At 73.8% G+C, this 26946-nt stretch carries 27 protein-coding genes, 1 pseudogene and 1 riboswitch; of the genes and pseudogenes, 9 read left to right on the top strand and 19 right to left on the bottom strand.

The window, feature by feature from the left end:
- Positions 1–3 precede the first annotated feature (3 nt).
- Entirely contained in the window at positions 4–855 is an 852-nt protein-coding gene (locus JOF36_RS11880; RefSeq protein WP_210026779.1) for an NAD-dependent protein deacetylase, read from the top strand.
- A 6-nt stretch (positions 856–861) separates the two neighbouring features.
- On the opposite strand, the gene JOF36_RS11875 is transcribed toward JOF36_RS11880, so the two are convergent.
- A complete protein-coding gene (locus JOF36_RS11875) occupies positions 862–1029 on the bottom strand; it encodes a hypothetical protein (protein ID WP_210026778.1) in 168 nt (55 codons plus the stop codon).
- A 44-nt stretch (positions 1030–1073) separates the two neighbouring features.
- On the opposite strand from JOF36_RS11875, the gene JOF36_RS11870 reads away from it, so the two are divergent.
- A complete protein-coding gene (locus JOF36_RS11870; RefSeq protein ID WP_210026777.1) occupies positions 1074–2039 on the top strand; it encodes a zinc-binding dehydrogenase in 966 nt (321 codons plus the stop codon).
- 179 nt (positions 2040–2218) lie between these two features.
- Positions 2219–2689: a MarR family winged helix-turn-helix transcriptional regulator gene (locus tag JOF36_RS40055; RefSeq protein WP_210026776.1), complete on the top strand. Its 471-nt coding sequence runs from the start codon at positions 2219–2221 to the stop codon at positions 2687–2689.
- 71 nt (positions 2690–2760) lie between these two features.
- Here JOF36_RS40055 and lepA read toward each other — a convergent pair whose 3' ends face one another.
- Positions 2761–4623, bottom strand: a complete 1863-nt coding sequence (gene lepA, locus JOF36_RS11860; RefSeq protein WP_210026775.1) for a translation elongation factor 4 — start codon at positions 4621–4623, stop codon at positions 2761–2763.
- Positions 4624–4896: 273 nt separating this feature from the next.
- Here lepA and rpsT point away from each other — a divergent pair, with 273 nt between their 5' ends.
- A complete protein-coding gene (gene rpsT, locus JOF36_RS11855; protein ID WP_210026773.1) occupies positions 4897–5160 on the top strand; it encodes a 30S ribosomal protein S20 in 264 nt (87 codons plus the stop codon).
- A gap of 123 nt (positions 5161–5283) precedes the next feature.
- On the opposite strand, the gene holA is transcribed toward rpsT, so the two are convergent.
- Positions 5284–6261, bottom strand: coding sequence for a DNA polymerase III subunit delta (gene holA, locus JOF36_RS11850; protein WP_307862749.1), 978 nt, complete (start codon positions 6259–6261; stop codon positions 5284–5286).
- Positions 6262–6394: 133 nt separating this feature from the next.
- Positions 6395–6546: riboswitch (SAM riboswitch) on the top strand.
- 6 nt (positions 6547–6552) lie between these two features.
- On the opposite strand from holA, the gene thrC reads away from it, so the two are divergent.
- Positions 6553–7818 (top strand): threonine synthase, encoded by a 1266-nt coding sequence (gene thrC / locus JOF36_RS11845; protein ID WP_210026771.1) that lies wholly within the window; start codon positions 6553–6555, stop codon positions 7816–7818.
- Between the two features lie 372 nt (positions 7819–8190).
- Here thrC and JOF36_RS41365 read toward each other — a convergent pair.
- Positions 8191–9753, bottom strand: a pseudogene (locus JOF36_RS41365) (ComEC/Rec2 family competence protein); the annotation flags it as partial.
- A 37-nt stretch (positions 9754–9790) separates the two neighbouring features.
- Between JOF36_RS41365 and JOF36_RS38855 the strand changes: the two are divergent.
- Positions 9791–10369, top strand: a complete 579-nt coding sequence (locus JOF36_RS38855) for a hypothetical protein (protein WP_245350798.1) — start codon at positions 9791–9793, stop codon at positions 10367–10369.
- Here the strand turns inward: JOF36_RS38855 and JOF36_RS11835 are convergent.
- The 6 genes from JOF36_RS11835 to rsfS all read right to left on the bottom strand — a co-directional run bounded on the left by JOF36_RS11835 (position 10359) and on the right by rsfS (position 16010).
- The gene (locus JOF36_RS11835; protein WP_307862332.1) at positions 10359–11837 is read right to left on the bottom strand and encodes a ComEA family DNA-binding protein; all 1479 of its coding nucleotides are present in this window, start codon (positions 11835–11837) and stop codon (positions 10359–10361) included. The two genes, JOF36_RS38855 and JOF36_RS11835, sit on opposite strands and share 11 nt — an antisense overlap.
- A 127-nt stretch (positions 11838–11964) precedes the next feature.
- Positions 11965–12825, bottom strand: a complete 861-nt coding sequence (locus tag JOF36_RS11830; RefSeq protein WP_210026769.1) for a DegV family protein — start codon at positions 12823–12825, stop codon at positions 11965–11967.
- A 9-nt stretch (positions 12826–12834) separates the two neighbouring features.
- A complete protein-coding gene (locus JOF36_RS11825) occupies positions 12835–14292 on the bottom strand; it encodes a xylulokinase (RefSeq protein WP_210026767.1) in 1458 nt (485 codons plus the stop codon).
- Positions 14289–15020 (bottom strand): diglucosylglycerate octanoyltransferase, encoded by a 732-nt coding sequence (gene octT, locus JOF36_RS11820; protein ID WP_210026765.1) that lies wholly within the window; start codon positions 15018–15020, stop codon positions 14289–14291. Before octT ends, JOF36_RS11825 begins: the two co-directional genes overlap by 4 nt.
- Positions 15013–15633, bottom strand: a complete 621-nt coding sequence (locus tag JOF36_RS11815) for a histidine phosphatase family protein (protein WP_210026763.1) — start codon at positions 15631–15633, stop codon at positions 15013–15015. Before JOF36_RS11815 ends, octT begins: the two co-directional genes overlap by 8 nt.
- Positions 15630–16010, bottom strand: a complete 381-nt coding sequence (gene rsfS / locus JOF36_RS11810; RefSeq protein WP_210026761.1) for a ribosome silencing factor — start codon at positions 16008–16010, stop codon at positions 15630–15632. The genes JOF36_RS11815 and rsfS overlap by 4 nt, the downstream gene beginning before the upstream one ends.
- A gap of 171 nt (positions 16011–16181) precedes the next feature.
- Between rsfS and JOF36_RS11805 the strand changes: the two genes are divergently transcribed.
- Complete coding sequence (locus JOF36_RS11805) at positions 16182–17024, top strand: MaoC family dehydratase (RefSeq protein WP_210026760.1); 843 nt, start codon at positions 16182–16184, stop codon at positions 17022–17024.
- Positions 17025–17034: 10 nt separating this feature from the next.
- Here JOF36_RS11805 and JOF36_RS11800 read toward each other — a convergent pair whose 3' ends face one another.
- The 4 genes from JOF36_RS11800 to JOF36_RS11785 all read right to left on the bottom strand — a co-directional run bounded on the left by JOF36_RS11800 (position 17035) and on the right by JOF36_RS11785 (position 20100).
- A complete protein-coding gene (locus JOF36_RS11800) occupies positions 17035–17715 on the bottom strand; it encodes a hypothetical protein (RefSeq protein ID WP_210026759.1) in 681 nt (226 codons plus the stop codon).
- A gap of 64 nt (positions 17716–17779) precedes the next feature.
- Positions 17780–18568, bottom strand: a complete 789-nt coding sequence (locus JOF36_RS11795; protein ID WP_210026758.1) for a class I SAM-dependent methyltransferase — start codon at positions 18566–18568, stop codon at positions 17780–17782.
- A gap of 105 nt (positions 18569–18673) precedes the next feature.
- Positions 18674–18871 (bottom strand): ferredoxin, encoded by a 198-nt coding sequence (locus tag JOF36_RS11790; RefSeq protein ID WP_210026757.1) that lies wholly within the window; start codon positions 18869–18871, stop codon positions 18674–18676.
- Positions 18872–18888: 17 nt separating this feature from the next.
- On the bottom strand, positions 18889–20100 hold the full coding sequence (locus tag JOF36_RS11785; protein WP_210026756.1) for a cytochrome P450: 1212 nt from the start codon (positions 20098–20100) through the stop codon (positions 18889–18891).
- Positions 20101–20215: 115 nt separating this feature from the next.
- On the opposite strand from JOF36_RS11785, the gene JOF36_RS11780 reads away from it, so the two are divergent.
- Complete coding sequence (locus tag JOF36_RS11780; RefSeq protein WP_210026755.1) at positions 20216–20878, top strand: TetR/AcrR family transcriptional regulator; 663 nt, start codon at positions 20216–20218, stop codon at positions 20876–20878.
- On the opposite strand, the gene JOF36_RS11775 is transcribed toward JOF36_RS11780, so the two are convergent.
- From JOF36_RS11775 to map, 5 genes are all read right to left on the bottom strand, one after another.
- Positions 20865–21911, bottom strand: coding sequence for an alcohol dehydrogenase catalytic domain-containing protein (locus JOF36_RS11775; protein ID WP_210026754.1), 1047 nt, complete (start codon positions 21909–21911; stop codon positions 20865–20867). The genes JOF36_RS11780 and JOF36_RS11775 overlap by 14 nt on opposite strands.
- Before the next feature lie 137 nt (positions 21912–22048).
- Positions 22049–23869: a helix-turn-helix domain-containing protein gene (locus JOF36_RS11770; RefSeq protein WP_210026753.1), complete on the bottom strand. Its 1821-nt coding sequence runs from the start codon at positions 23867–23869 to the stop codon at positions 22049–22051.
- 6 nt (positions 23870–23875) lie between these two features.
- A complete protein-coding gene (locus JOF36_RS11765) occupies positions 23876–24940 on the bottom strand; it encodes an alpha/beta fold hydrolase (RefSeq protein ID WP_210026752.1) in 1065 nt (354 codons plus the stop codon).
- A 103-nt stretch (positions 24941–25043) separates the two neighbouring features.
- Positions 25044–25235 (bottom strand): hypothetical protein, encoded by a 192-nt coding sequence (locus JOF36_RS11760; RefSeq protein WP_210026751.1) that lies wholly within the window; start codon positions 25233–25235, stop codon positions 25044–25046.
- Positions 25236–25657: 422 nt separating this feature from the next.
- Positions 25658–26455 (bottom strand): type I methionyl aminopeptidase, encoded by a 798-nt coding sequence (gene map / locus JOF36_RS11755; protein WP_210026750.1) that lies wholly within the window; start codon positions 26453–26455, stop codon positions 25658–25660.
- Positions 26456–26541: 86 nt separating this feature from the next.
- On the opposite strand from map, the gene JOF36_RS11750 reads away from it, so the two are divergent.
- The gene (locus JOF36_RS11750; RefSeq protein WP_210026748.1) at positions 26542–26811 is read left to right on the top strand and encodes a helix-turn-helix domain-containing protein; all 270 of its coding nucleotides are present in this window, start codon (positions 26542–26544) and stop codon (positions 26809–26811) included.
- The last annotated feature ends 135 nt before the right edge of the window (positions 26812–26946 follow it).

Genomic DNA, 26946 nt, shown 5'->3' with positions numbered 1-26946 from the left:
TCCATGACCATCTCCGCGGCCGGCGTCACCACGGACCCGGACGCAGCACTGACGATGCTGTCCGGACGCCGGCTGGTCGTCCTCACCGGGGCGGGCCTGTCCACCGACTCCGGGATCCCCGACTACCGGGGCCCGGGATCGCGCCCGCGCAACCCGATGACCTACTCCGAGTTCGTCTCCGGCGGGCCGGCGCAGCGCCGGTACTGGGCACGCAGCCACGTCGGCTGGGCCCGGATGCGCCGCGCCGCCCCGAACCCGGGGCACCGGTCGCTGGCCGCGCTCGAGGCGGCCGGCGTGGTCGACGGGCTCATCACCCAGAACGTCGACGGGCTGCACGGTGCCGCCGGGCACCGCACGGTGGTCGACCTGCACGGGCGCATCGACGAGGTCGTCTGCCTGGACTGCCGGCGGGTCACCCCGCGCGACGAGCTGCAGGACCGGCTGACGGCGTTGAACCCGGGGTTCACCGAGGCGCACAGCGCCGAGGTCGAGACCGCCCCGGACGGCGACGCCGCCGTCGAGATCACCGACGGGTTCCGGGTCGCACCGTGCGCCGGCTGTGGCGGGGTACTCAAACCGCACGTCGTGTTCTTCGGGGAGAACGTGCCGCGGGACCGGGTGGCGCGCTGCTACGCGATGGTCGGCTCGCTCACCCCGGACGACGACGCCCTGCTGGTCGCCGGATCGTCGCTGAGCGTCATGTCGGGGCTGCGGTTCGTCCGCGCGGCCCGCCGGGACGGGGTGCCGGTGGTGATCGTGAACCGCGGGGTCACCCGGGGCGACGAGCTGGCCGACCTGCGGGTCGACGCCGGCTGCTCGGAGGTCCTGGGCGCGCTGGCCGCCCGGCCCGTCTGAGGCCCGTCAGTCCTCGGGGGCCCGGTCGAAGCGCCGCGTGACCCGGTCGATCCCGATCGCGACGAGCGCGCAGAGCGGCAGCAGCACCACGGTCACGAACGTCACCTGGAACACGAACGGCAGCTGGGTCAGCCACAGCTCGAACGCGTCCCAGGCGTTGATGATCGTGCGCACACTCCACACGGTAGTACGCCCGCCCACACGTTAGGTTCGGGCCCATGTTCGCCGTCTACGCGCACGAGCCCAACGCCGACTCCCCGCTCGACTCCCTGGTCGTGGGTGAGCGGCCCGATCCCGAGGTCCCGGACGGCTGGGTCTCGGTGAACGTCTCCGCCGCCAGCCTCAACATGCACGACCTGTGGACGCTGCGCGGGGTCGGCATCAAGCCCGAGCAGTTCCCGATGATCCTCGGCTGCGACGGCGCCGGCACCCTCGCCGACGGCACCGCGGTCGTCCTCTACCCGATCATCGGCGACCCGGACTGGCGCGGCGACGAGACCCTCGACCCCAAGCGCACGCTGCTCACCGAGAAGCACCAGGGCACCATGGCCGACACGGTCGTCGTCCCGGCCCGCAACGCGATCCCGGCCCCGAAGGGCCTCACCCCCGCGCAGGGTGCGGTGCTCGGCACCGCGTGGCTGACGGCCTACCGGATGCTGTTCACCAAGTCCGGCCTGAAGCCCGGCCAGACCGTGCTCGTCCAGGGCGCCTCCGGCGGCGTCTCGACGGCGCTGATCCAGCTCGGCAAGGCCGCCGGATTTCAGGTGTGGGTCACCGGCCGCGACGAGGAGAAGCGGGCGCTGGCCGAGCGGCTCGGCGCGGACGCGACCTTCGAGTCCGGCGCGAAGCTGCCGGGCAAGGTCGACGCCGTCATGGAGTCGGTCGGCGAGGCCACCTGGAAGCACTCGATGCGGGCACTGCGTCCGGGCGGCCGGATCGTCATCTGCGGCTCGACCTCGGGCCCGAACCCGCCGGCGGACCTGCAGCGGCTGTTCTTCCTCCAGCTCGAGGTGGTCGGGTCGACGATGGGCACCCGCGAGGAGCTCGCGAACCTGATGGAGTTCGTCGCGACGACCGGCATCGCGCCGGAGATCGGGACCGAACTGCCGATGAAGTCCGCATCCGAGGCGTTCGAGGCGATGGCGGCCGGAAAGACGGCCGGAAAGATCGTGCTGACCCGGTGAGGTGTTACGTGATCCGGGTGTGATGCAGTCGTGATGCACCCGGACGGCGGTCGCCGGCATATATCTGCGCTGGTCCGAGCCATGTTCGTCACCGCAGTGTGACGACCGCCCGGCGCTCGTGGCCGGTTTCCCCAGGACAGTGTCGGATTTCGGCCGAATGACAAGTACAGTCCGTCATCGTGACCGAGCCTTTCAGTCGACGGGCGTCGGGTACGGCCACCATGGCCGCCCCGGCGCCTGGAGCCGCGGGTGTCGTCGAGTTCCTGGATCGGGTCGACCACGCCGTGGCCACAGCCCTGTCCACCAACCCGTCCGCGACCGATGTCAGCCGTGACGGCTGGCGGGTCCTGCTGATGCTCGCCCGCGGCACCGGCCGCAGCATGGGTGAGATCGCGGGACACACCTCGCTCCCCGCCCCCACGGCCACCCGGATCGTGGACCGCCTGGTCGAGAAGAAGCTGGCCTACCGGTCGGCCGATCCGCTCGACCGGCGCCGCGTGCTGGTCCATCTGTCGGCGGAGGGACGGACCGTCGTCGAGTCGGTCTGCCAGCGGGTGCAGCGCATCCTGTCCCCCCGCCGCGCTCCCGCCGCCCGCCCCGCCGCGTGCGACAGCTCGATCCCCGGCCCCCGAACAGGCTCCGTCCTGTAGCTCCCGCCCCCCACCTACACGTCGGGCCCGATCCCCTCCCAGGGATCGGGCCCGCTCCATGTCAGGGGTCGCTACTTCTTGGGCTTCTCCGTCGCCTGGCCGCCACCGGTGGACAGTGCGGCGACGAAGGCCTCCTGCGGGACCTCGACGCGACCGATCGTCTTCATCCGCTTCTTGCCCTCCTTCTGCTTCTCCAGCAGCTTGCGCTTACGGCTGATGTCGCCGCCGTAGCACTTGGCGAGGACGTCCTTGCGGATCGCGCGGATGGTCTCGCGGGCGATGATGCGGGCGCCGACGGCGGCCTGGATCGGGACCTCGTACTGCTGGCGCGGGATCAGCTCGCGCAGCTTCGTGGCCATCGACGTGCCGTAGGCGTACGCCGACTCCTTGTGCACGATCGCGGAGAACGCGTCCACCGCCTCGCCCTGCAGCAGGATGTCGACCTTCACCAGGTCGGCGACCTGCTCGCCGGCCTCCTCGTAGTCGAGGCTGGCGTAGCCGCGGGTCCGCGACTTCAGTGCGTCGAAGAAGTCGAAGATGATCTCGCCGAGCGGCATGGTGTAGCGCAGCTCGACCCGGGACTCGGACAGGTAGTCCATCCCGCCGAGCTGACCGCGCCGGCTCTGGCAGAGCTCCATGATCGTGCCGACGAACTCCGACGGCGCCAGGATCGTGATCTTCGTGATCGGCTCGCGGATCTCGGCGATCTTGCCCTCGGGCCAGTCGCTGGGGTTGGTGACCTCGAGCTCGGTGCCGTCGTCGGTGGTGACCTGGTAGACGACGTTCGGGGCGGTCGAGATCAGGTCGAGGTCGTACTCGCGCTCCAGCCGGTCCCGGGTGATCTCCAGGTGCAGCAGGCCCAGGAACCCGCAGCGGAAGCCGAAGCCCAGCGCCGCCGACGTCTCCGGCTCGTAGGTGAGCGCGGCGTCGTTGAGCTGCAGCTTATCCAGCGCCTCGCGCAGGGCCGGGTACTGCGACCCGTCCATCGGGTAGAGCCCGGAGTAGACCATCGGCTGTGGCTCGCGGTACCCGGTCAGCGGATTCTGTGCGCCACCCCGCTTGCTGGTGACGGTGTCGCCGACCTTCGACTGCCGGACGTCCTTCACCCCGGTGATCAGGTAGCCCACCTCGCCGACACCGAGCCCCACACTCGGCTTCGGTTCGGGCGAGACGATGCCGATCTCCAGCAGCTCGTGCTCGGCACCGGTCGACATCATCTTGATCTTCTCGCGCGGTGACAGCTTCCCGTCGACCACGCGGACGTAGGTCACGACGCCGCGGTAGGTGTCGTAGACCGAGTCGAAGATCATCGCTCGGGCGGGACCGTCGGCGTCGCCGACCGGGGCCGGGACCTGGGCGACGACCGCGTCGAGCACCGCCTCGACGCCCTCGCCGGTCTTGGCCGAGCACCGCAGCACGTCCTCCGGCTCGCAGCCGGTGATGTGCGCGATCTCGGCCGCATAGCGATCGGGGTCGGCCGCCGGGAGGTCGATCTTGTTGAGGACCGGGATGATGTGCAGGTCCTTCTCCATGGCCAGGTACAGGTTGGCCAGGGTCTGCGCCTCGATCCCCTGCGCGGCGTCGACGAGCAGGACCGCCCCCTCGCACGCCTCCAGGGCCCGGGACACCTCGTAGGTGAAGTCCACGTGCCCGGGGGTGTCGATCAGGTGCAGGACGTGGTCGGTGGCGACACCGTCGGCGTCCTTCGCGTTCCACGGCAGGCGCACGTTCTGCGCCTTGATCGTGATCCCGCGCTCGCGCTCGATGTCCATCCGGTCCAGGTACTGGGCCCGGTACTCGCGATCCCCGAGCACGCCCGTCATCTGCAGCATGCGGTCGGCCAGGGTCGACTTGCCGTGGTCGATGTGCGCGATGATGCAGAAGTTCCGGATGCGCTCCGGGGGGGTGAACGTGCGGTCGGCGTACGTCGTCACTCGGCTGTACTCGGCTTTCGGTCGCGTCGGGTCCGGGTCCATCGTCCCATGTCGCGGCGGGAGACGGCCGGGCAGTGCGTCGCAGCGATGGGCGCTCCCCGGCCACCGGGCCGCGCGGGGCCCGTGCAACGGCACGCCGGACCCCGCTGGTAACCTCGATCGTCGAGCGCTCGGCGTGTTCGTCCGGAACGGTAGGACCGTTCGGTGCCGCCGGAGCGGACCGGACTCGAGCAGACCAGCCGAACGCAGCAGGCAGGAAGACCAGGGGCAGACGTGGCCAACATCAAGTCGCAGATCAAGCGTGTCAAGACCAACGAGAAGGCTCGGCAGCGCAACAAGTCGGTGAAGTCGTCGGTCAAGACCGCCATCCGCCACTTCCGCGAGGCCGCTGACCAGGGCGCCGACAACACCGCCGAGCTGCAGCGCAAGGCGGCCCGGGCCCTGGACAAGGCAGCCGGCAAGGGCGTCATCCACAAGAACCAGGCCGCGAACCGCAAGTCGGCCATGGCGAAGCGCCCGGTGAAGACCGGCGCCTGAGCCCCACGGTTCACCCGCACGACGGCGTCGCCCCGGGTCGGGGCGGCGCCGTCGTCGTGTCCGGGCCTCCTCCCACGCCCGGCGGCCGCGGCCCGACGAACGCTCGTGGTGTTCGGGCCCGCCTCAGCGGGCGCCGCGAGCGCCGACGACGGCGAGGACGGCGCGCTCCAGGGCGTACCCGGGATCCGCGGCGACGCCCTTGACGTCGGCGTTCACCCGGGCGGTCGCGGCGATCGCGACCGCGAGCTGCTCGGGCCGCCACTGCCGGACCAGTCCCTGCGCCTTGCGGATCTTCCACGGTGGCATGCCGAGCTCGCCCGCCAGCCGGTTCGGGTCACCGCGGCCGGCCGACCCGACCTTCGCGAGGGTGCGGACCGAGTCGGCGAGCGCGTCGGCGATCAGCACGTGCGGGACGCCCAGCACGAGTGCCCAGCGCAACGCCTCCAGTGCACCCCGCCGGTCGCCTGCGACGGCGGCGTCCGCGACCGCGAAGCCGGACGACTCGGCCCGGCCGCGGTGGTAGCGGCGCACCCCAGCCTCGTCGATCTTCCCGCCGGTGTCGGCGACCAGCTGGCCGGCCGCCGCGGCGAGCTCGCGCAGGTCCGATCCCACGGCCTCGACCAGCACGGCGAGTGCGCCCGGCGTGATGCTGCCGCCGTGCCGCCGGACCTCGGCGTGCACGAAGTCGGAGCGCTCGTCGGCCCGTGTGATCCGGGCACAGGTGGTGACGTGCGCGCCGGACTTCCTCATCAGGTCCAGCAGCGCCTTGCCCTTCGCCCCGCCCGCGTGCTGAGCGACCAGCACGATGCTCTCCGCCGGGTCCTTCGCGTACCGGGCGACCGCCGCGACCATGTCCTTGGTCGCATCCTGGGCGTGTGTGAGGACGATCACGCGACCCTCGGCGAACAGCGACGGGCTCAGGTGCCCGGCCAGCTCGTCGGGGATGACCTCGGACGTGCGGAAGCGCCGTAGCTCGACCTCGGAGTCGTGCTCGCGGACCCGTCTGACGAGGTCGGACACCGCGCGCTCTGCCAGGAACTCCTCCTCGCCCACGATCAGCTGCAACGGTGCGGGCGGCGTGCTGTCCCCGGTCCTGCTCACGCCCCCATCGTGGCGCACACCCCCGACAGCCGGTGAGCCGTGTCCCCCTTCGGCACCGTTGCTGGCCAGGCGGACGCCACGTCCCGTAGCGTGCTGCTCGCTCGGCCGATCTCGGCCGGCCACAACCGAATATGGCTCATCCAGAGGGGCAGAGGGAACGGCCCGTTGAAGCCCCGGCAACCGGCGTCGCACGACGATCCGCCCGGCTGCGCACTCTCGCGCGGCAGGACGTCGACGAACACGGTGCCAATTCCGCCCCGCCGCCATCGGCGGGACAGATGAGGAGATCACGTGACTCTCACTGCTGCGCCCGAAACCACCTCCTACGACCTGGGTCCCGCGCGCGCCCTGTCCTGCCGGGAGTGCGGGCACGAGGTCCCGCTCGCGGCCGAGTTCGCCTGTGTGCGGTGTTTCGGCCCGCTCGAGGTGGCCTACGACTTCCCCGCGGTGACCCGGGCCTCGATCGAGGCCGGGCCGAAGTCGATCTGGCGCTACAAGGACCTGCTCCCGGTGCCGTCCACCGTGCACGAGCACCGCAACACCGAGCCCGGCCTGACCCGGCTCATCGAGGCCGACAACCTCGCGAAGGCGCTCGGCGTCCGGAAGCTGTGGGTCAAGGACGACACCGGCAACCCCACCCACTCGTTCAAGGACCGGGTGGTCGCGGTGGCCCTGGCCGCAGCGCGCGAGCTCGGCTTCTCGGTGCTCTGCTGCCCCTCGACCGGCAACCTGGCCAACGCCGTCGGGGCCGCTGCCGCTCGCGCGGGCTGGGACTCGGTCGTGCTGATCCCGTCCTCCCTGGAGCAGCCGAAGATCATCACCACTGCCGTCTACGGCGGCACGCTGCTCGCGGTGGACGGCAACTACGACGACGTGAACCGGCTCGCCACCGAGCTGGCCGCCGAGCACGAGGACTGGGCGTTCGTGAACGTCAACGTCCGCCCGTACTACGCCGAGGGCTCCAAGACCCTCGGCTACGAGGTCGCCGAGCAGCTCGGCTGGCGGCTGCCCCGGCAGGTCGTGGTCCCGGTCGCGTCCGGCTCCCAGCTCACCAAGATCGACAAGGGGTTCACCGAGCTGGCCGCGCTGGGCCTGGTCGAGCCGACGCCGTACACGGTGTTCGGGGCCCAGGCCACCGGCTGCTCGCCGGTCGCGCGGGCCTTCGAGGAGGGGCACGACGTGATCCAGCCCCAGAAGCCGGACACCATCGCGCGCTCGCTGGCGATCGGCAACCCCGCGGACGGCCCGTACGTCCTGGACTCGGTGCGCCGCACGGGCGGCTCGATCGGTCACGTGTCCGACGAGGAGGTCGTCGCGGGGATCCGGCTGCTGGCCGAGACCGAGGGCGTGTTCGCCGAGACCGCGGGCGGTGTCACGGTCGCGACCACGAGGAAGCTGCTCGAGGCCGGGCAGCTCGACCCGGATGCCGAGACCGTCCTGATGATCACCGGTGACGGGCTGAAGACCCTCGACGCCGTCTCCGGCCAGGTCGGCCCGACCGCGACGGTGCCCTCGACCAGCGCCGCCGTGCGCGAGGCGCTGGCACAGCGGGGCTGAGCCGGCCGCGGGGCTGCCGGGCCGCAGGGTGCCGGGCCGCAGGGTGCCGGGTCCGGCACCTCGGGCCCGGCCGCCCGCCGTACGGTGGTCGCGCCCGCCCCGCGTGCGGCGCCCACGCCCGCCCGGCGTGCGGCGCCCACGCCCGCCCGGCGCGGGCCGCGGATCGCCGCGGGCGACCAGGGTCAGTCCGCCCGGGTCGTCCCCGGTGACCGCCACGTCGCCCGCGTGGTCGGTGCGCCCGACGACGACGCCCGAACGCAGCAGCCGGTCCACCAGCTCCGGGTTCGGGTGCCGGTAGGTGTTGCCGTTGCCGACGCTGATCAGCGCGGCCCGCGGCCGGACGACGTCGAGCAGCCGGGGCACCGTCTTGCGCGACCCGTGGTGCGGCATCTTGAGGACGTCGGCGCGCAGATCGGCGCCGGATGCCAGCAGGTCGTCCTGGGCGGCGAGCTCGACGTCGCCGGTGAGCAGCAGCGTCCCCGCCGGGGTGCTCGCCCGGATCACCAGCGAGCCGTCGTTGACCGCGGTGCCGTCCTCGCCGTCCACCGACGACGGTGGGTGTACCGGGCCGAGCACGTCCAGGCGCAGTTCCGGCCAGCCGAGCACGGCGCCGCGCGCGAGCCCGACGACCGGTGCCCCGGCCGCCCCCGCGATCCGGGCGACGTCGCGCAGCGCTGCCGCCGGGTCGCGCACCGGCCCCACGGCGACACCACCGGCCGCCCGGCCACGCAGTGCTCCGGCGAGGCCACCGTCGTGGTCGGCATGGAAGTGCGTGATCACCACGAGTTCCAGCACCCGGACGCCGAGCCGGTCCAGGCAGGCGTCCACCGCGTCGTCGGTGGGCCCGGTGTCGACCAGGACGGCGTGCCCGGGCGCTCCGGTGGCGAGCACGAGCGCGTCACCCTGCCCGACATCGCAGGCGATCACCCGCCAGCCGGTGGGTGGCCAGCCCGGTGGGGCGAACCGGGTGGGGACCAGTACGACCAGCAGGCCGACCAGCAGCGCCACCAGCAGGACCCGCAGCCGTGGTACCCGGCCCATCGCCAGCAGCCCGAGCAGCAGGCCGGTGAGCAGCAGCGCGCCACCGGCCCCGGCCGGCCACGGCACCGTCGCGCCGGGCACCGCGGCGGCCCGGTCGGCGACGAGCACCAGCCAGTGCACGAACGGCCCGGCGAGCCACGCGCACAGCCAGGCCGCCTCCGGGGAGACGGCGGACAGCACGGCGCCGAGCACCCCCAACACCGTCGCCGGTGCGACGGCGGGGGCGGCGAGCAGGTTCGCCACCACCGTGACCAGGCCGATCTGGCCGTTCAGCCCGGCGATCAGCGGTGCGGTCGCCAGCGCCGCCGCCACCGGGACGACGAGTGCCTCGGCCGGTCCGGACGGTACGCCCCGGCGCTTCAGCGCCGCCGTCCAGCCGGGACCGAGCAGGACCAGGGCACCGGTCGCGACCACGGACAGCGCGAACCCGGCGTCCACGGCGAGCGCCGGGTCGTACAGCAGCAGGCCGAGCACGGCGGCCGCGAGCGCGGGCACCGCGGACCGGGCCCGCCCGGCGGCGAACGCGAGCAGCACCACCGAGCCCATCACCGCGGCCCGCAGCACCGACGGCGACGGCCGGGCCAGCACCACGAACCCGATCAGCGCCAGCAGCGCGGCGAGCGCGGCGAGCCGGGGATCGGTACGCAACGCGCGGAGCAGGAGCAGCACGGCCCCGGTCACGATCGCGACGTTGGCTCCGGATACCGCAACCAGGTGAGCGAGACCCGCGGTGCGGAAGTCCTGTTCGGTCTCCGGCAGCTGGGCCCGGGTGTCGCCGATCGCCAGGCCCGGCAGCAGTCCGGCGGGTGCTTCGGCGAGCGCGGAACCCGCCGCGTCGCGCAACCCGTCACGCAGTGTCCCGGCCCCGGTCTGCCACCACGGCGGCGCGGTCACGTCCTGCGGCGGAGTGCGCACCCGCAGCACGGCCACCGTGAGGTCGGGCCGTTGCGCGGGCGCCAGCAGCCCGGCGGCGGACGCCTCCTGGCCGGGGAGCAGACCGGTCCAGGTGTCGGCGGGCGCCAGCAGGAGGATCTTCCCGCCGGTCGCGTACCGGGTGTCGCCCGCGGTCGCGGAGACGAGCTCGGCGGGGACCAGCGCGGTCGCCCGGGCGGCACTCGGCCCGCCGCCGCCTGCGGAGCGGAGCACCCGTGGGTCGTCGGTGAGCACGACCCGCACCTCCGCCGCCGCACCCCGGTCCGCGGGCGCGCGCAGCGGGTGCCCCACGAGCGCGGACGCGTGCGCGGTCACCAGTACGGCGGCGATCACCGCGCAGCCCCCCGCCGCCAGGACCGTCGACGCCGGTGCCGCCGCGCGGGCGCTGATCCGGGCCCGCAGCAACGCGGTCAGCACCCCGGTCGCCGCCACGAGCACGGCCGCGATCCCGCCGGCCGGGCCACCGAGCAGACCGCACAGCACCGCGGCCCAGGTCGCCAGCGCGACCGGGACGAGGCGCAGATCCGGCGGTGCGGGCCGCTCGTCGGCCTCGTCCTCCCGGCGGCTCACACGGTGACCAGAGGCTGTAGCTGCGCGAACCGGCGCTCACCGATGCCGTCGATCTCGCGCAGCTGCTCGACCCGGCTGAACCGGCCGTTCGCCGCACGCCAGTCGATGATCTTCGTGGCGGTGACCGGGCCGACTCCGGGCAGGGTGTCGAGGTCGGCCGCGGTCGCCCGGTTGAGATCGACCTTTCCCCCCGCCGCGGCGCCACCGGTGGCCGACCCACCCGGCGCCGATCCACCCGATGCCGCACCCCCGGTGGCCGACCCGCCGGTGGCCGCCCCGCTGCCGGGCGCGGTGCCCGGTTCGGCACCGGAGGCCGGCTCCCCGCCGGGCGCGGGAGGAGCGGGAGCAGCGTCCGCGGCGGGTGGGACGCCGATCGCGAGCTGCTCACCATCGCCGACCCGGCGGGCCAGGTTGAGCGGGGCGAGGTCGACCCCGGGCAGCGCTCCCCCGGCGGCGTCCACGGCGTCGGCGACCCGCGCGCCGTCCGGGACCCGGACCAGCCCGGGCCGCGCCACCTTCCCGACGACGCTGACCACGAGCGGTCCGGCGGTCACCGGGGCCGCCGCAATCGGATCACCGGGAGCCGCGCCGGCGGCGGCCGGGCCACCCGAGGTGGGAGCACCGGGCGCCGGCCCACCGGGTGCCGCCGGGGCGGGCGTCACGGTGACCGGCGGCAGCCCGCCGACCGGCTGCGCGGTCGGGCGGTTCGACCACACCCCGACGCCGGCCACCACCGCACCGACCAGGACCACCGCGACCAGCGCCAGCGCACCGGGGCGACCGGGGTCCACCCGGGCGCCGGCCAGCGACGGCGGCAGCCACCGCAGCGCGATCCGCCGCGCCCACGAGGGGCGGCCCCCGTGCGGGACGGCGTCGCCGGGTACCGGCTCCCTGCCGGGTACCGGCTCCCAGCGGGGTACCGGCTCCCCGCGGGACACCGGCTCCCCGCGGGGTACCGCGTCGCTGCCCGGCATCGGATGATCGCTCAGCATCGGGTCGCCGCTCGGCATCAGATCACCGGGCCCGCCCGGCTCGACGTGACGCACGTCCCGATCCGCGTAGCGCTCGAGCGGGTGCCGCGGGGCGTCGGACGGTCCGTCCCCGCCGGGCCACGGAGCTTCCGTGCCGGCGCCCCACGGCGCACCGCCGGACCACCTCCCGCCGTCAGGCGGGCCGGCCGGGCCACCGCCATCGGGGCCGCGTCGCCCCGGCGACCGCACGAACGACAGCGGCACCGTCGGCGGGTCGAGCCGCTCCCGCGGCAGGCCGAGCCGTTCCCGCGGCGAGTCGAGCCGCTCCCGCGCCGGATCGAGCCGTTCCCGCGGCAGGCCGAGCCGTTCCCGCGGCGAGCCGAGCCGCTCCCGCGGCGGATCGAGCCCCTCCCGCTGCGGGCGCACCGCACCCCCGCCGCGCGGGCGCCCGTTCAATCCGGCGAGCCGCCGGGCCGCGTCCCGGGTGCCGTCCGTCCTGGTCACGCCCTCGACGCTAGGAGCGGATCGGTCCGCCGCACCGGCGATCCGCGGGCCTGTGGACGGATCCGACGGTTGGGGACGGCCGGGCCCGCAGCGCCGTGCGCGTACGGAGAACCGTCGGTGGGAGGTGCTACGCGCCCGCGGGTACCACCACGACACCGACCAGCCCCGGACCGGCGTGCGCCCCGATCACCGCGCCGACCTCCGACACGTGCAGCTCGACCGCGTCCGGCAGCTGCTCGCGCAGCCGGTCCGCGATGTCCTCGGCCCGTTCCTGGGCGCCCAGGTGGTGCACGGCCAGCCGGGCTCCGGGGCCGCCGGCCTCCGTCACCGCGAGGGTGACCAGCCGGTCGGTGGCCCGCGCCGTCGTCCGGACCTTCTCCAGGGGCGCGATCCGGCCCTGCGACAGGTGCAGCAGCGGTTTGATCGCCAGGGCCCCGCCGAGCAGCGCGGACGCGGCACCGATCCGCCCGCCGCGGCGCAGCCGTTCCAGGTCCTGCACGCCGAACAGCACCCGGCACCGGGCCGCCACCGCCGCCGCGGAGGCCGCCGTCGCCGCACCACCGGAACCGGAGTCGGCGTCGTCGCACGCGGCCAGCACCGCGAACCCGAGCCCCATCGCGATCGATCGCGAGTCGACGACCCGGATCCGGTCCGGGGCGACCTCCTGCGCGGCTGCCCGGGCGGCGTCCCAGGTGCCGGACAGTTCCCGGGACAGGTGCACCGAGACGATCTCCGTCGCGCCGTCGTCGAGGAGATCCCGGTAGAGCGACGCGAACGTCGCCGGGGCCGGCCGGGAGGTCTGCACGAGCAGGTTCCGGTCGGCGAGCGCGGTGATCAGCTCCGCCGGGGTGACGTCCACGCCGTCCTGCCCGGCCCGTTCCCCCAGCCGTACCTCCAGCGGGACGACGTGCACCCCACGCTTCTCCGCCACACCCGCAGGCAGGTAGGAGGTGGAGTCGGTGACCACGGCAACCGGCGAGCTGGGCACGCCGGGACCCTACCGGTGCCGGCCGGCCCGGAAGAGCGGCGCCAGTGCCTGCTGGGCGGCGAGGTAGCGGCCGTGCGCGTCGTCGAGCCGGTCCCGCACGCGCGGGTCCGGGACGAACTCGCGCTCCACCCGCACCATCCGGGCCGCCAGCTCGCCCACCGAGGACCCGGCCCCGACCGCGAGGCCGGCGAGCAGCGCGGCGCCGAGTACGCCGGCGTCGCGCTCGACGGTGCGGCGCAGCGGACGGTCCAGCACGTCGGCCTTCACCTGACACCACAGGTCGCTGTGCGCGCCACCACCGCAGACGGTCAGTGCGGCCGCCGGGCGGCCCGCCGCCGTCTCGAGCGGCCCGAGGACGTGCCGGGCGGCGTGCGCGACGCCCTCCAGCACGGCCCGCGCCAGCTCGGCCCGGCCGGTGCCCAGCGTCGCGCCCAGCCAGTGCCCACGCAGCTCCGGATCCCACAACGGTGCCCGCTCGCCCGCCAGCTGCGGCAGGAACAGCACGTCCCCGCAGCCCGGCGCGGCCGTCGCCGCGAGGTCGAGCAGATCCGGAACGGGGGCGTCGAGCGCGGCGGCGGCCCAGGTCAGCGCGTCGCCACCGGCCTGGGTGGGGCCGGCGTGCACGTGCAGCCCGCGCCAGACCGGGAAGGCGACGACGCCCGGCGCGCCACCGCCGGGTTCGGCGGCCATCGCGAGTACCTCCGACGTCCCGGCGACGTCGATGGCGTCCCCGGGGGCGGTGATCCCGCCGCCGAGCAGCGCCGACCAGGCGTCCATCGTGCCGACCGCGACCGGCACCCCGGCGGGGAGGCCGGCGGCGCCGGTGGTCTCCCCGGCGACCGACGCCGGGTCGGCCAGCGGCGGCAGCAGCCCGGACAGCCCGGGGACGAGCAGGTCCAGCCCGTCCGGGTAGGTGCCGTCCGGTCCGACCAGGCCGACCGACGACAGCGGGTCGGCGACCGCGGTGCCGGTGAGCCGCTGCACCAGCCAGTCCTTCGGCGCGAGCAGCCGCTCGGTGCGGGCCCAGACCTCCGGGCGGTGCGCCGCGAACCAGGCCGCGCGGGCGGCGGGGTTCGAGGCGTCGACGGTGCCCAGCCCGCCCCGTACCCGCGCCCGGTCCTGCGGGGAGAGCCGATCGTTCAGCGTCGCGGCGGCCGCGGCGCACCGGCCGTCCTGCCAGGTGATCGCCGGGTGCAGCGGGGCGCCCGCGGCGTCGGCGACGAGGTGCGTGTTGACCTGCGAGCACAGGCCGACGGCAGCGAGGTCGCGCAGCGCGCCGGTCGCGCCGAGCTCGGCGACCACACCGGTCACCCCGGCCCACCAGTCCGACGGGTGCTGCTCGGCGTGCCCGGGGGCGGGCCGGTGGGTGGTGTGCCGGCGGGTCGCCGCGGCGATCCGGGTGCCGTCCGGGGCGTACACGGCGGCCTTCACCGACGTGGTGCCCAGGTCGATGCCGAGCAGGTTCACGAGCGGACCGGTCGTCGCTGCAGCTGCTCGGCCAGCGCCGCGCCGACGGCCCGGTGCGCGTCCCAGCCCCAGTGCATCCCGTCGGGGTTGCCGTGCCCGCCGAGGACGTGGTCGGCGACGAGCGGGGCGACGTCGAGCACGGAGACCGCCGCGGCGCCGGCCGCCCACGCCCGGATCGCGGCCTCGGCGGCGGCGCGGTGCGGGTGGACGAGGCCGTACTCGGTGGCCCGGTGCACCGACGGCAGCAGGGCCACCACCGGGAGCCCGGGCCGCAGCGCGTGGATCCCGGCCCGGCACTGCTCCAGGTAGGACACGGTGAGCCGGGACGGCAGCGTGGCCGGGCCACCGCCGGGGAGCCGGGCCAGCGAGCGGGACAGCACCGGCTGCGCCCGCCGGTACCCGGCCCGCACCACCCGGCGCAGCGGCGCCGGGCGCAGCGCCGGCATCAGTTCGCGCAGCGCGGTCGGCAGCGGTGAGGGGAGCGAGTCCATCCCGGACACCCCGAGCACGACGGCGTCCACCCGCGGCAGCGCCGCCCACACGCGTGGGTCGCCGGTGATCGCCGCCCAGGCGTGCCGCGCCGTCCAGCCGGCCCGGGCCACCAGCTCGGCGGTCCCGCCGAGCCGGGCGGCGGCGATGTTCGGCCAGAGCCTCGGCTCGTCGGCCGGGTACGGCCGGTCGGGGCCGTGGAAGGCCAGCGAGTCGCCGACGATCAGCAGGTCAGGCACCGATGTTGTAACCCGAGAGCCGCCAGCGCGGGTGGTCGTCGCGGCGGGCGACGACGGCCCACTTCGCGTTGCCCATCCCGCCGATGACCGGCCATGCCGACTCCGGCAGGTCGAGCAGCCCGCACACCATCCCGGCGATCATCCCGCCGTGCGCGACGAGCAGCACCGAGCGTTCCTCGGGGTCGTCGGCGTACGCGGCGTCGAGCTCGGCGACGACCGGCAGCGAGCGGTGGACGACGTCCAGCCTGGACTCGCCACCGGGCGGTGTCCATCGCGGGTCCGAACGCCACTCGGTGATCGCGCCGGGCCGGTCGGCCTCGATCTCGGCGATGGTGCGGCCCTGCCAGTCCCCGAGGTGGGTCTCGCGCAGCCGCTTGTCCACCGACAGCGGCAGCCCGCACGCCTCGGCGACCGCCAGGGCGGTGTCGTACGCGCGGGTCAGGTCCGAGCTGATGATCCGGTCGAACCCGATACCGGCCAGCAGCGGGACGACCGCCGCGGCCTGCGCCCGCCCCTCGGGGGCGAGCTGTGTGTCCAGATGACCCTGCATCCGGCCACCCGCGTTGTACTCGGTCCGGCCGTGCCGGAGCAGCGTGACGGCACGCAGGGTCATTCGTCGTCCGCCGGTGGCTCCGACTGCGGCACCTCGATCGCCGGGCAGTCCTTCCACAGCCGGTCCAGGCCGTAGAACCCGCGCTGTTCGGTGTGCATCACGTGCACGACGATGTCGGTGAAGTCCAGCAGCACCCAGCCGTTGTCCGCGTCGCCCTCGCGCCGGGTCGGCTTGCTGCCGCGCTCGCGCAGCCTCTCCTCGACCGCGTCCACGATCGCCTGGACCTGCCGCTCGTTCTGGGCGGACGCCAGCATGAAGCAGTCGGTGATGACCAGCTGGTCGGACACGTCGAGGGCGACGATGTCGACGGCCTTCTTGTCCGCCGCGGCGGCCGCCGCCACCTTCGTCAGCTCGATCGCCTCCGGTGATGCCGTCACTGCGCCTCACGTCTCCCGGGTGTCAGCTCCGTCCGGACGGAGTTCGTCCGAACGTGACCAGTGTGTCAGCCGTGCCGGCGGGGGTCGGTCGGCGGGCTCCGCACGGGGGTTGGGCGGCGGGCGGCCCCCGGGATAGGTTCACGGCCACCGTGGACCGTCGAAGGAGACGCCATGCCTCTGGCCCCCGATCTCGAGGGCACGCAGTGCGAGCCGGTCCACGTCGCGTGGGCACGGGACGACGTGCTGCTCTACGCGGTCGCCGTCGGAGCCGGTGGCGAGGATCCGACGACCGAGCTGACACTGACCACGGAGAACACCGAGGGCATCCGGACGGCGGTGCTGCCCTCGTTCGCGGAGGTCATCACCCGCAACGCCCGGGTCGAGCTCGGCGACGTCGACCACTCGAGGCTGGTGCACGCCGAGCAGTCGTTCCGGCTGGCCGGCCCGCTGCCGGTGGAGGGCAGGGCCCGGGTGACGGCGACGGTGACCGAGGTGCTCGACAAGGGCTCCGGCGCGCTGATCCGGACCGAGGCCCGGGCGGTCGACGCCGAGACCGGAGCCCCGCTGGCGTCGACGGTGCGGTCGGTGTTCCTCGGGGGCGAGGGCGGGTTCGGCGGTGCCCGCGGCGCGCAGGTGCCGACCCCCGTCCCGGGCCGGGCGCCCGACCACGAGGTGACCTACCGGACCGGGGCGGCCCAGGCGCTGCTCTACCGGCTGACCGGGGACCGCAACCCGCTGCACTCCGATCCCGCGTTCGCGGCACGGGGCGGCTTCGACCGGCCGATCCTGCACGGCATGTGCACCTACGGCTACACGGCCCGGGCGCTGGTCGCGACCGTGTGCGAGGGCGAGCCGGGCAGGCTGACCGCCATGAACGCCCGGTTCACGAGGCCGGTGGTTCCCGGCCGGGCGCTGACGGTCTCGGTCTGGCGCGACGGCGACGTGGTGTTCTTCCGGACCGCGGTGGACGGCGAGGTGGTCCTGGACCGCGGGACGGCCGAGCTGACCGGCTGAGCCCGCAGGGTCAGGACGCCACCGCCGTGATCCGGGACGGCGCCGGGTCACCCGGGTAGTCGTGCCCGCCCCGGTACGCGAGCTCGGCCAGGGCGTCCAGCGCGGCGATCTGCGGGTAGGGGCGGGTGGGATCGTCGCGGTGTGGCCAGCGGTGGTCGAGGTCCCGGAACGCGACGGCCCGGTGCCGGGTCGTCGCGAGGTAGCGCGGGTTGTCGCGGACGAACCGGGCGTAGGCGTGCCGCAGCTCGGGGTGGCGGGGCAGCTCGGTCCGCACGAACCGGTCGACGTCCGCGCCGATCTCATGCACGTACTCGCCGCACAGCTGGACCACGAACGGCGCGACCCACGGTTCGTGCACGCAGAACAGCTCCCGGGCCGCGCGCTGCCGATGCCCGGCGTTCTCGCTGCGCGACAGCCACGCGGCGACGACGGTCTGCCTGCGGGCCGTCAGCCGGGCGACGAAGGCCGGCGCGGGCCAGGGGAACGACACCCGGTACGGGACCTGCACCGGGTCGCCGTCGACGTGCACGTCGTGGTCGGCGACCCCACCGCCAGCGTCCTGCACGAGCTGCGCGGAGACCGCACCCCACGGGGCGAGTGCGTGCATCGCGACGTGCGCGTCCCGGCGGACGTGCTGGGGTACGGCCCGCAACAGCAGTCCGGCGACGGCCGGGGTCGGAACGTCGATCACACCCCCACGTTAACCCGATCGGCCCAGCTCAGAGTGACCGATGGTCAGATATCGCCCTCCGTCATCACCCGTTCGGCGCGGCGTGACCGTCCGGAGACGGAGCGGCACCGCGGGGTCGGCGCGGGCGCAGCACGTAGGCGGTGTAGCCGTACTCGGCGCCGAACTCCTCGCGGACGGCGATCTCCCGGCCGACCTCGTCCAGCGCGGCCGGATCGACGCCGGCGGAGCGCATCATCTCGATCCGGTGCGCCAGCGGCCGGTAGTAGGCGTCCCAGTCCGAGTCGGGCAACAGGTAGACCCCCTGCACCGTGTACCCGGCGCGCTGGGCCGCGGCGACGTTCTCCGCGGTGGTGCGCATCGCCGGGTAGCCGGCGTCCCAGAACGCCCGGGCCCCCGGTGACGGCTCGGACGTCGTCCACTCCGCCTCGGTCAGCACCAGCGCGCCGCCGGGGGCCAGCAGGCGTCGCCAGGACTCCAGCGCCGCGTCGAGACCCATGAGGTACGCGGCGCCCTCGGACCAGACCAGGTCGGCGGAGCCGTCGGGCAGCGGGAGGTCGTCCATCGACGCGACCAGCGGCCGGACCCGCTCCCCGAGCCCGGACGTCGCCGCGCGGGTCTGCAACCGCGCCAGGTAGGGCTCGTAGGTGTCGACGGCGACGACCTCGCCGGCCGTCGCGGCGGCCAGCGGCAGCGTGGCGGGACCGGTGCCGCAGCCGATGTCGACGATCCGAGGGGCGTCCGGGAGCGCACCGACCAGCTGCAGCAGCAGGGCGGTGGTCTCCTCGGAGCCGGGCGCCTCGCGGGGCAGGTCCTCGTGCGCGGCGCGGAACGCCTGCTCCAGCGGTGTGTTCACGTGCGCGGATCTTGCCGGGGCCGGGCCCGGACCGCGACCCGAACCGCCCGGGTTCCTCCACGGTCCCGGCGCGTCGCGCACCGGTGACCGCGCAGGTCCCGCGAATCAGGTCTCGTGCACGGTGATCGCCGCGGCCGGGCAGCCCGCCGCCGCGTGCCGCACCACCTGGTGCTGCGCCGCGGGCGGCTCGGCGTCGAGCAGCTCCACGATCGCGTCCGCGTCGCGCTGGTCGAACACGTCCGGCGCGGTGAGCAGGCACTGCCCCGAACCGACGCACACGTCCTGGTCGACCTCGACCTTCATCGCCGTCACCTCCGGTCTCACCAGGCGGCCGGCAGGCTGCGGACCCCGCCGGTGATGTGGTCGGTGCGCACGTCCAGGTCGTCCAGCCCGACCGCCAGCCGCAGCTGCGGGAGCCGGCGGGCCAGCGTGACGAACACCGCCCGCAGCTCGGTGCGGGCCAGGCTGGCACCGATGCAGAAGTGCGGTCCGTGCCCGAATCCGACGTGGCCGCGCTCGGTGCGGTCCGGGTCGAAGCCCTCGGCGTCGGAGAACACCGTCTCGTCCCGGTTCGCGGCGTTGATGGAGATGATCACGGCGTCGCCGCGGGCGATGGTCACGCCGCCCATCTCCACGTCCTCGTGTGCGTAGCGCAGCAGGCCGAGATCGCCGGGGGCACCGAGGCGCATGATCTCCTCGACGACGGCGTCGATCCGGCCGTCCGGGTCGGCGGCCAGCGCCTCCCACTGCTCGCGGTGGGTCATCAGGAACAGCATGCCCAGCCCGATCCGGTTAACCGTGGTCTCGTGCCCGGCGAACAGCAGGCCGACGCAGAGCCGGACCATCTCCGGGTAGCCGAAGTCCTCGTCCTCCGACTGGGCCCGGACCAGATCGGTGATCACGTCCTCTCCCGGCTCGGCGCGCTTGCCCTCGGCCAGACCGGCCATGTAGCGGCCGAACTCGGCCAGCGCGTCGTGCGCGTCCTGGCCGGAGTAGGTGGCCATCCGGTCGGACAGGTCGCGGAAGTAGTCGCCGTCGGCCTCGGGGACGCCCAGCAGCGTGCAGATCACCGCGACGGGCAGCGGGAACGCGAGGTGGGCGTGCAGGTCCACCGTCCCGCCGCCGGAGGCGTCGTGGTCGGCCAGCATGCGGTCGACGTAGCCGTCGACGAGCTCCTGGACGTGCCCGGACAGCCGGCGCATCCGCTTGGCCGAGAACGCAGGCGTGAGCAGCCGGCGCATCCGGCCGTGCTCGGCCGCCTCGGACTCGTAGTCGCCGCTCGGGCCGTCCTGCACGGCGGCGAAACTGATCTTCGCAGCATTCTCGGGATCCGGGTGCGAGCGACCGAACCGCTTGTCCCCCAGCAGGTCACGGACCTCGGTGAACCGCGTCGCCAGCCAGGCCGGATCACCGGCCGGGGTGGTCACCGGTGCGATCGGCGCCTCACGGCGGAGCACCTCGTAGAACGGGGCGAGCTCCAGCAGGTTCGGTCGCGTGAACGGCAGCTGCGGGCGTTCGGCAGCAAGGGTCATGGAGCATCCTCCTTCGTGGTGGTGACCCGAGCCTAGGTTTTATTGTCAGTAGCTGCCAACAAAGATGACCGATTAGGGTGGCGACGCCGCGAACATCCGGATCCGGGAGGGGGCCGTGGCCGAGCAACCCGAGACCGCCCGCCGGGGACGGCCGCCGACGACCGAACACGACCGGCGGGCACAGCGACTGGCGATCTCCCGGTGCGCCGTGCGGCTGTTCCGCGAGCGCGGCGTCGCCGGCACCTCGGGCGCCGACGTCGCGGCGGCGGCCGGCATCTCCGAACGCACGCTGTGGCGCCTGTTCCGGACCAAGGAGAGCTGCGTCGAGCCGCTGCTGACCGAGTCGCTCGACGGGTTCCGCGAGGTCCTGCGCTCCTGGCCGCAGGACGTCGACCTGACCGAGCACCTGCGTGCCGCGTACACGTTCCTGCCGGAGGAGCTCCGGACGGACACCGAGGCGGTGCTCGCGGTGGTGCGCCTGACCCGCGACACACCCGCCCTGCGGGCCGTCTGGCTGGTACTGCAGGAGCAGGCCGAGCCGACCTTCGCCCGGATGCTCGGCCCCCGGCTCGGCCTGCCCCCGGAGTCGGCCGAGGTCAGGCTGCTGGCCGCCACCGTGAACGCCGCGTTCCGGGTGGTGACCGACGACGTCGCGCTGGCGGCCACGACCGGCGCCACCGCGCAGGTCCTCGACGGGCACCGGGACCGGCTGGCCGAGATCCTGCGCGGGACGGACCGCTTCCGGGCAGCTCGCCCGACCGGCGTCAGCCCGGGGTGATGACGACCTTCAGTGCCTGGTTGGCGGCCGCGTTCTTGAAGACGTCGTAGGCCTCGTCCATCTGGTCGAAGGTGAACGAGTGGGTGCCCATCTTCTCCGCCGGGATCCGGCCGCTCGCCACCATCTTCAGCAGCGTCGGAATCGAGACGGTGTCGACCAGCCCCATCGTGAGCGTCACGTTCGAGATCCACATGTCCTGCATGGGCAGCTCGACCGGGGTGCCGTGGACACCGACGTTCGCGATCGTGCCGCCGGGCCGGACCAGCGACGCCGCGGTGAGCAGGGTCTCCGGGTAGCCGACCGCCTCGATCGCGACGTCGACACCGAGCCCGTCGGTCAGCGCCGTCACGTCGCCGACGGTTCCCGGGCCGACCTCGACGGCGTCGGTCGCCCCGAACTCCAGGGCCTTCTCCAGCCGGAACTTGTTGGAGTCGATCGCGATCACCTTCGACGCGCCCCACAGGCCGGTGGTCAGCACCGCGGACAGCCCGACGGCGCCGGCCCCCACGACGGCCACGGTGTTCCCCGGGCGGACGTTGCCGGCGAGCACGCCGACCTCGTAGCCGGTCGGCAACGCGTCGGCCAGGAAGATCGCCTGCTCGTCGGTGACCCCCTCCGGCACCGCGTAGAGCGAGGTGTCGGCGTACGGCACGCGGACGGACTCGGCCTGGGTGCCGTCGATGAGGTGCCCGAAGATCCAGCCGATCCCGCCGACGGTCTGGCAGTGCGACGGCATGCCGCGCTGGCAGTACTCGCACCGGCCGCACTTGGTGATCGCCGGGACGAGCACCCGGTCGCCGACCGAGAAGCCCCGGACCGCATCACCGACAGCGGTGATCGTGCCGACCGCCTCATGGCCGAGGATGCGGCCGTCGGTGACGGCGGGGACGTCACCCTGCAGGATGTGCAGGTCGGTGCCGCAGATCGTGGTGGTGTCGACCTTGACGACGACGTCGGTCGGGTCCTGGAGCTCGGCGTCCGGGACGTCCTCCCAGGACTTGCTGTCCGGGCCGTGGTAGACGAGAGCCTTCATGTGCTGCCTCCGATGGGGCGCGTGGCGTGGCGACACCGACGGTAGTGACCCGGGACACAGTCGGGTGTCGCGATATGGGACGACCTGACCCGCCGTCACGACGGCCTGCGGCTCCGGTGTCCCGGGAGCGGGACACCTCAGCCGATGTAGCTGATCCCGAACGCGTCGATCTTGCGGTAGAGCGACGACCGGGCGATGCCGAGCATCTCGGCGGCCTTGTACCGGTTGCCGCGCGACTCGTAGAGCGCCTGGATGATCGCGTCGCACTGGGCCGTCTCGAGCATCGACATCCGCGGCGCCCGCGCGGCGAAACAGGACGCGGGCAGGTCCGGGGCCTGGATCACGCCGACCGGTTTGCGGGCGACGACGTAGCGCAGCACGTCGGCGAGCTCGCGGACGTTGCCGGGCCAGGCGTACCCCTCCAGCACCCGCACGACCTGCAACGACAGCCGCAGCGACCGGCCACCGGAGAGCGAGTGCAGGATCGACAACGCGATCTCGCCGAGCTCGTCGGCTCGGTAACGCAGCGCCGGGATGCGGACCGTCTCGTGGAAGTGGCGCAGCAGCAGGCCGTACGGCCGGGTCGCGTCGACCGAGGCCGAGTCGACGCAGCCGGTGACGGTCAGCGCGTCCGGCAGGGCGACCAGGGTGCGCAGCGACTCGTCGAGCCGGCGCGCCGCGACCGGCCCGAGCAGGTTCAGCTGGTGAAGTACCAGCAGATGCGGCCGGTCGGACAGCTCGCGGCGGACCCGGGCGAGCGGGTCGGGGCCGTCGGACCCGATCGCCGAGCAGTCGACGACGCGGGTCCGCCCGTCCGGGTGAGCGCGGCGGAACTGCTCGATCGCCAGCGTCCGCTTCCCGACGCCGGTCTCACCGATCAGCAGCTGGTGCCTGCCGTGCCCGACGGCGGCCGCGACCTCGTGGCGGGCCCGCAGGTAGGGGCTGAGCAGCTCCCGGTTGGCGCGCCTGCGGGCCTCGGCGTGCGTGCGGGGCGCATCGGCGCGCAGGTCGGCGGCATAGTCCCGGCGCGTGGTCGGTGCGACGTGCGAGCCCTGCCTGCGGACCGCGTCGGGCACCGTGGCCGTCCGCGACTCGAGGACCGGTCCCCCGGCGACCACGCACCCGCCACCAGGGACCGGTTCCACCGTCAGCTCCGCACACCGGCCGGACGGCAGGTCGACGTGCCGGCTCGCGTCCTCACCCAGTACCGCTCCGGCGAGGACGAGATCACTCAGGACCCCTTGGTCCTCCGCCGACAGCCGGCGCACCCCGGGTGAGGTCAGCAGGAACGCGCCGTCGGTGGCCAGTACCCAGGTGTGCCCCTCGGCGTCCGCGGCGGCGTACCGCTCGTGGACGGCGCGGGCCCGGCGGTGCCTGCGGTCACCGACGAGCGCGCCGACCTCGGCGGCGAGCCGGCGGGCCAGCGCCAGGCCGAGCTCGCCGGGCGGGTCGCCGACATGCCCGAGGACGACGACGGCGTCCGGCGGTCCGCCGTCGTCCCGCGGCACCACGGCTGCGGCCTCGGCCAGCCAGCCCAGGTCGGGATGCAGGTGCTCCGGCCCGTCGACCCGGGCCGCCCCGCCGAGGTACGGGGCGAGCGCGGCAGCGGTGGTGCCGACGTCCTCCTCGCCGTGCCGGAACCCGGGCGTCAGCCGGACGGCGTCGAGCAGCTCGGCCAAGCCGTCGTCGCCGTCGTACCGGACCCGCACCACACCGTCGGAGCCCACCAGCGCCAGCGCGCACGGCAGGTGCGGGGTGAGCCGGAGGAAACCGCTGAACACCTCGTCGGCCTCGGCGACCGCCGAGCCGGCGGGCTCGTGACCGACGAAGGCCGGCTCCCCGGTGCGCGACCGCTCCCAGGAGGCGAGGACCTCCGGGCGGACCGCGGCCGGTACCGGGTCGAGCCGGCCGTACCGCAGGAACCTGCGGCGGGCCGACTCGACCTGAACCGGATCCATCGCCGGTCAGGCCTCGACGTCGAGCAGTTCCTGCAGGTACTGGTCGACCTGGCCGATGTAGGTCGGGGCGACACCGAACAGCCCGAGGTGGCCGAGCACGTCGTCGATCACCCGGATCGTCGCGTGCGGGGTCAGCTCCAGCTCGTACTCGTGGTCGCGGACCGGGAAGAACATGTCCTCGTTGATCGGGATGATCCGCGCGACGGACTCGTTGCGGCCCAGCGCTTCCGCGAGATCACCGTTCGTGTTCCGGGCGACGTCGCCGTGCTGCCACTTCCACGCCATGCACAGCAGGTCGTTCGGGTCCATCGCGGTGAAGTACGGCTCCAGGAAGCCCTCCATGAAGGCCTCCTTGGAGTCGAAGTCCAGCGCCCGCCAGACCTCCTGCTTCCAGAACTCGGTGGAGAAGCCCATCACCGCCCAGAGGCCGGCGTGCCGCTTGAGCCCGTCGACGACGTCGGCGTTCGAGGAGTACTCGCCGCCCTTGAAGCCCGGGTCGGAGGTGATCGCCTCGATCAGCGCCTTGGTGAAGAGGAAGTCGTGCGGGGTGTTCTGCGCGGTGCCCGCGATCGGCGCGGCCCGCCGGACCTTGCCGGGGAAGCGCACCATCCACTCGTAGGTCTGCTGCGCACCCATCGAGCCGCCGACGACGAGCTGCAGCGACTCGATGCCGAAGTGCTCGCGCAGCAGCTGCTCCTGGGCACGCACGTCGTCACCGATCCGGACGTGCGGGAACTTCGACATCGCGATCCCCGCGTTCGCGCCGGACGCGTTGTGCGGGCTGGTCGAGAGCCCGTTGCCGATCTGGTTGACCACGACGATGAAGTACTTCTCCGGGTTCAGCGCCCGCTCCGGTCCGATGTAGACGTCCCGGAAGATCTGGTGGGTGCCCGAGTACCAGGTCGTCACGAGGATGGCGTTGCTCTTGGCCTCGTCGAGGGTGCCGAACGTGGCGACGGCGAGCTGGAGGTCGGGGATGACCCCGCCCTCCTCCAGCGCGAACTCCCCGAGGCCGAGCAGCTCGTAGTCGCCGTGGAACTCGTGCGTGTAGTAGGGGTTCTCGATCGCCATTGATCCTCTGTTCCTCTTCAGACGCGGGGACTCCACCGCGACTCTCCCCGCTTGTGACGCGGGACACAAGGATCAACGCACGTGCGCGTCGGGGTGCTCCCGATCAGCTCCAGAGCACCACGAGCACGATCATCACCAGCACGATCAGGTTGCCCAGCACGACGAGCGCCAGCCATCCCCCGGACGCCGGGGGCGGCGCCGGCTCGGCGTGGCGGGGAGCGCTCGCCCGGCGAAGCTCGTCGATCGCGGCGCGATCGAGGATCGGAGCGGTGAGGTCGTTCGGGTCGGCGTGCATGCTTGGTACAACGCGTGAGGGTCCCGCAAGCCACCGCGGTCCAGCCACTCGTGTGCCGTCCGCAAGATCGAGGTCGCCGCCCGTGGCCGGCGACAGGGGGCGTCACCCACGGACGCCACGTAACGTGATGAGCCATTACGGACTGTCACGATTCTGGAGACAGGCCCCCTTGAGCCTGGCCCCAGGCCGCCCCAGTCCCCAGGCCGCCCGATCCCCAAGCCGCCCAGTCCGCAAGCCGCCCAGCCCGGGCCGCCCAGCCCCGGGCCACCCAACCCGCAGGCTCCCCGGCCCGCGGCCCCCTCGACGGTCTCGTGGCCCCTGGCTACGTCCGGCCGGGGCGGGTGATCACCCGTTGAGGAGCGGAGCGTGCGTGTGCCGGACGCTCCGCTCCTCAACGGGTGATCACCGACCGGAGCGCTCCGTCAACACGCCTCCGACCGCTGCACGGGCAGCGGCTCGCGCCGAGTGAGCACCAACGGGCCGTCCTCGGTGATGGCGACCGTGTGCTCGGAGTGCGCCGTGCGCGAGCCGTCGGCCGACCGGATGGTCCAGCCGTCGGCGTCGTAGACGATCCGGTCCGTCGTGCGGGCGAACCAGGGCTCGAGCGCGAGGGTCAGTCCCGGCCGGAGCTTCAGGCCGCGACCCGCCCGGCCCTTGTTGGGAACGTGGGGGTCCTCGTGCATGGTGCGGCCGAGGCCGTGACCACCGAACTCGCCGTTGACCGGGTAGCCGTAGGCATGGGCCACTGCTCCGATGGCCGCCGAGATGTCGCCCAGGCGGTTTCCCGGACGCGCCATGTCGATCGCCGCTTCCAGCGCCTCCTCGGTGGCGCGGATGATCCGCAGGTCCTCCTCGGCAGCAGTACCGACGACGACCGTGCGGGCCGAGTCGGCCACCCAGCCGTCGATGCCGACCGCGAGGTCCGCGGTGAGCACGTCGCCGTCGCGCAACGTGTAGTCGTGGGGCAGGCCGTGCAGGACGGCGTCGTTGACCGCCAGGCAGATCACGTTGCGGAACGGGCCGCGCCCGAAGGACGGGGCGTAGTCCCAGTAGCACGACTGCGCCCCACGTCGCTCGATCATGCCGCGCGCGTGGTGTTCCAGGTCCAGGAGATTGACGCCCACGTCGGCGAGCCGGCCGACCTCGGAGAGCACCTCGGCGACGAAGCGCCCGGTCACCTGCATGCGCCGGATCTCCGCAGGCGTCTTCAGTTCGATCACGAGCACCTCGCGTTCAGGGTGGCGGTATAGTTATACCGAAACCTTAGCGCTTGCCGGTACAGTAATACCAACCCTATCCTCGGCGCATGGTCCGCCAACCGCTCACACCCGAGCAGATCGAGGCCGGCAGGCGTCTCGGCGCCCTGCTGCGCCACGCGCGAGCGGGGCGCGACCTGGCGGACGTCGCGCACGCGGCCGGCATCTCGCCGGAGACCCTGCGCAAGATCGAGACCGGCCGGCTGCCCTCTCCCGGCTTCGGGACGATCATCTGCCTCGCCGAGGCGCTCGACCTACCTGTGCAGGAGTTGGCAGCCACCTGGCGCGGCAGTGACCTACCGCTCGAGGCCGCCGGGTAGTACCGCGCCGGCCACCCGATACGCCGCCGGTCTGCTGGCTCGATGGTCGTCGCCGACCTCCGCTGATCGGGCTGGATTTGTCTCCGCGGCTCAGCACGCCGCAGGATCGGCGGCGTGGGCGAGAACAAGGAGCGC

Source organism: Pseudonocardia parietis, assembly GCF_017876315.1.
Classification (GTDB): domain Bacteria; phylum Actinomycetota; class Actinomycetes; order Mycobacteriales; family Pseudonocardiaceae; genus Pseudonocardia; species Pseudonocardia parietis.
Note: the sequence above shows the minus strand (reverse complement) of the source record. Positions and strands in the feature narration are given on the sequence as shown.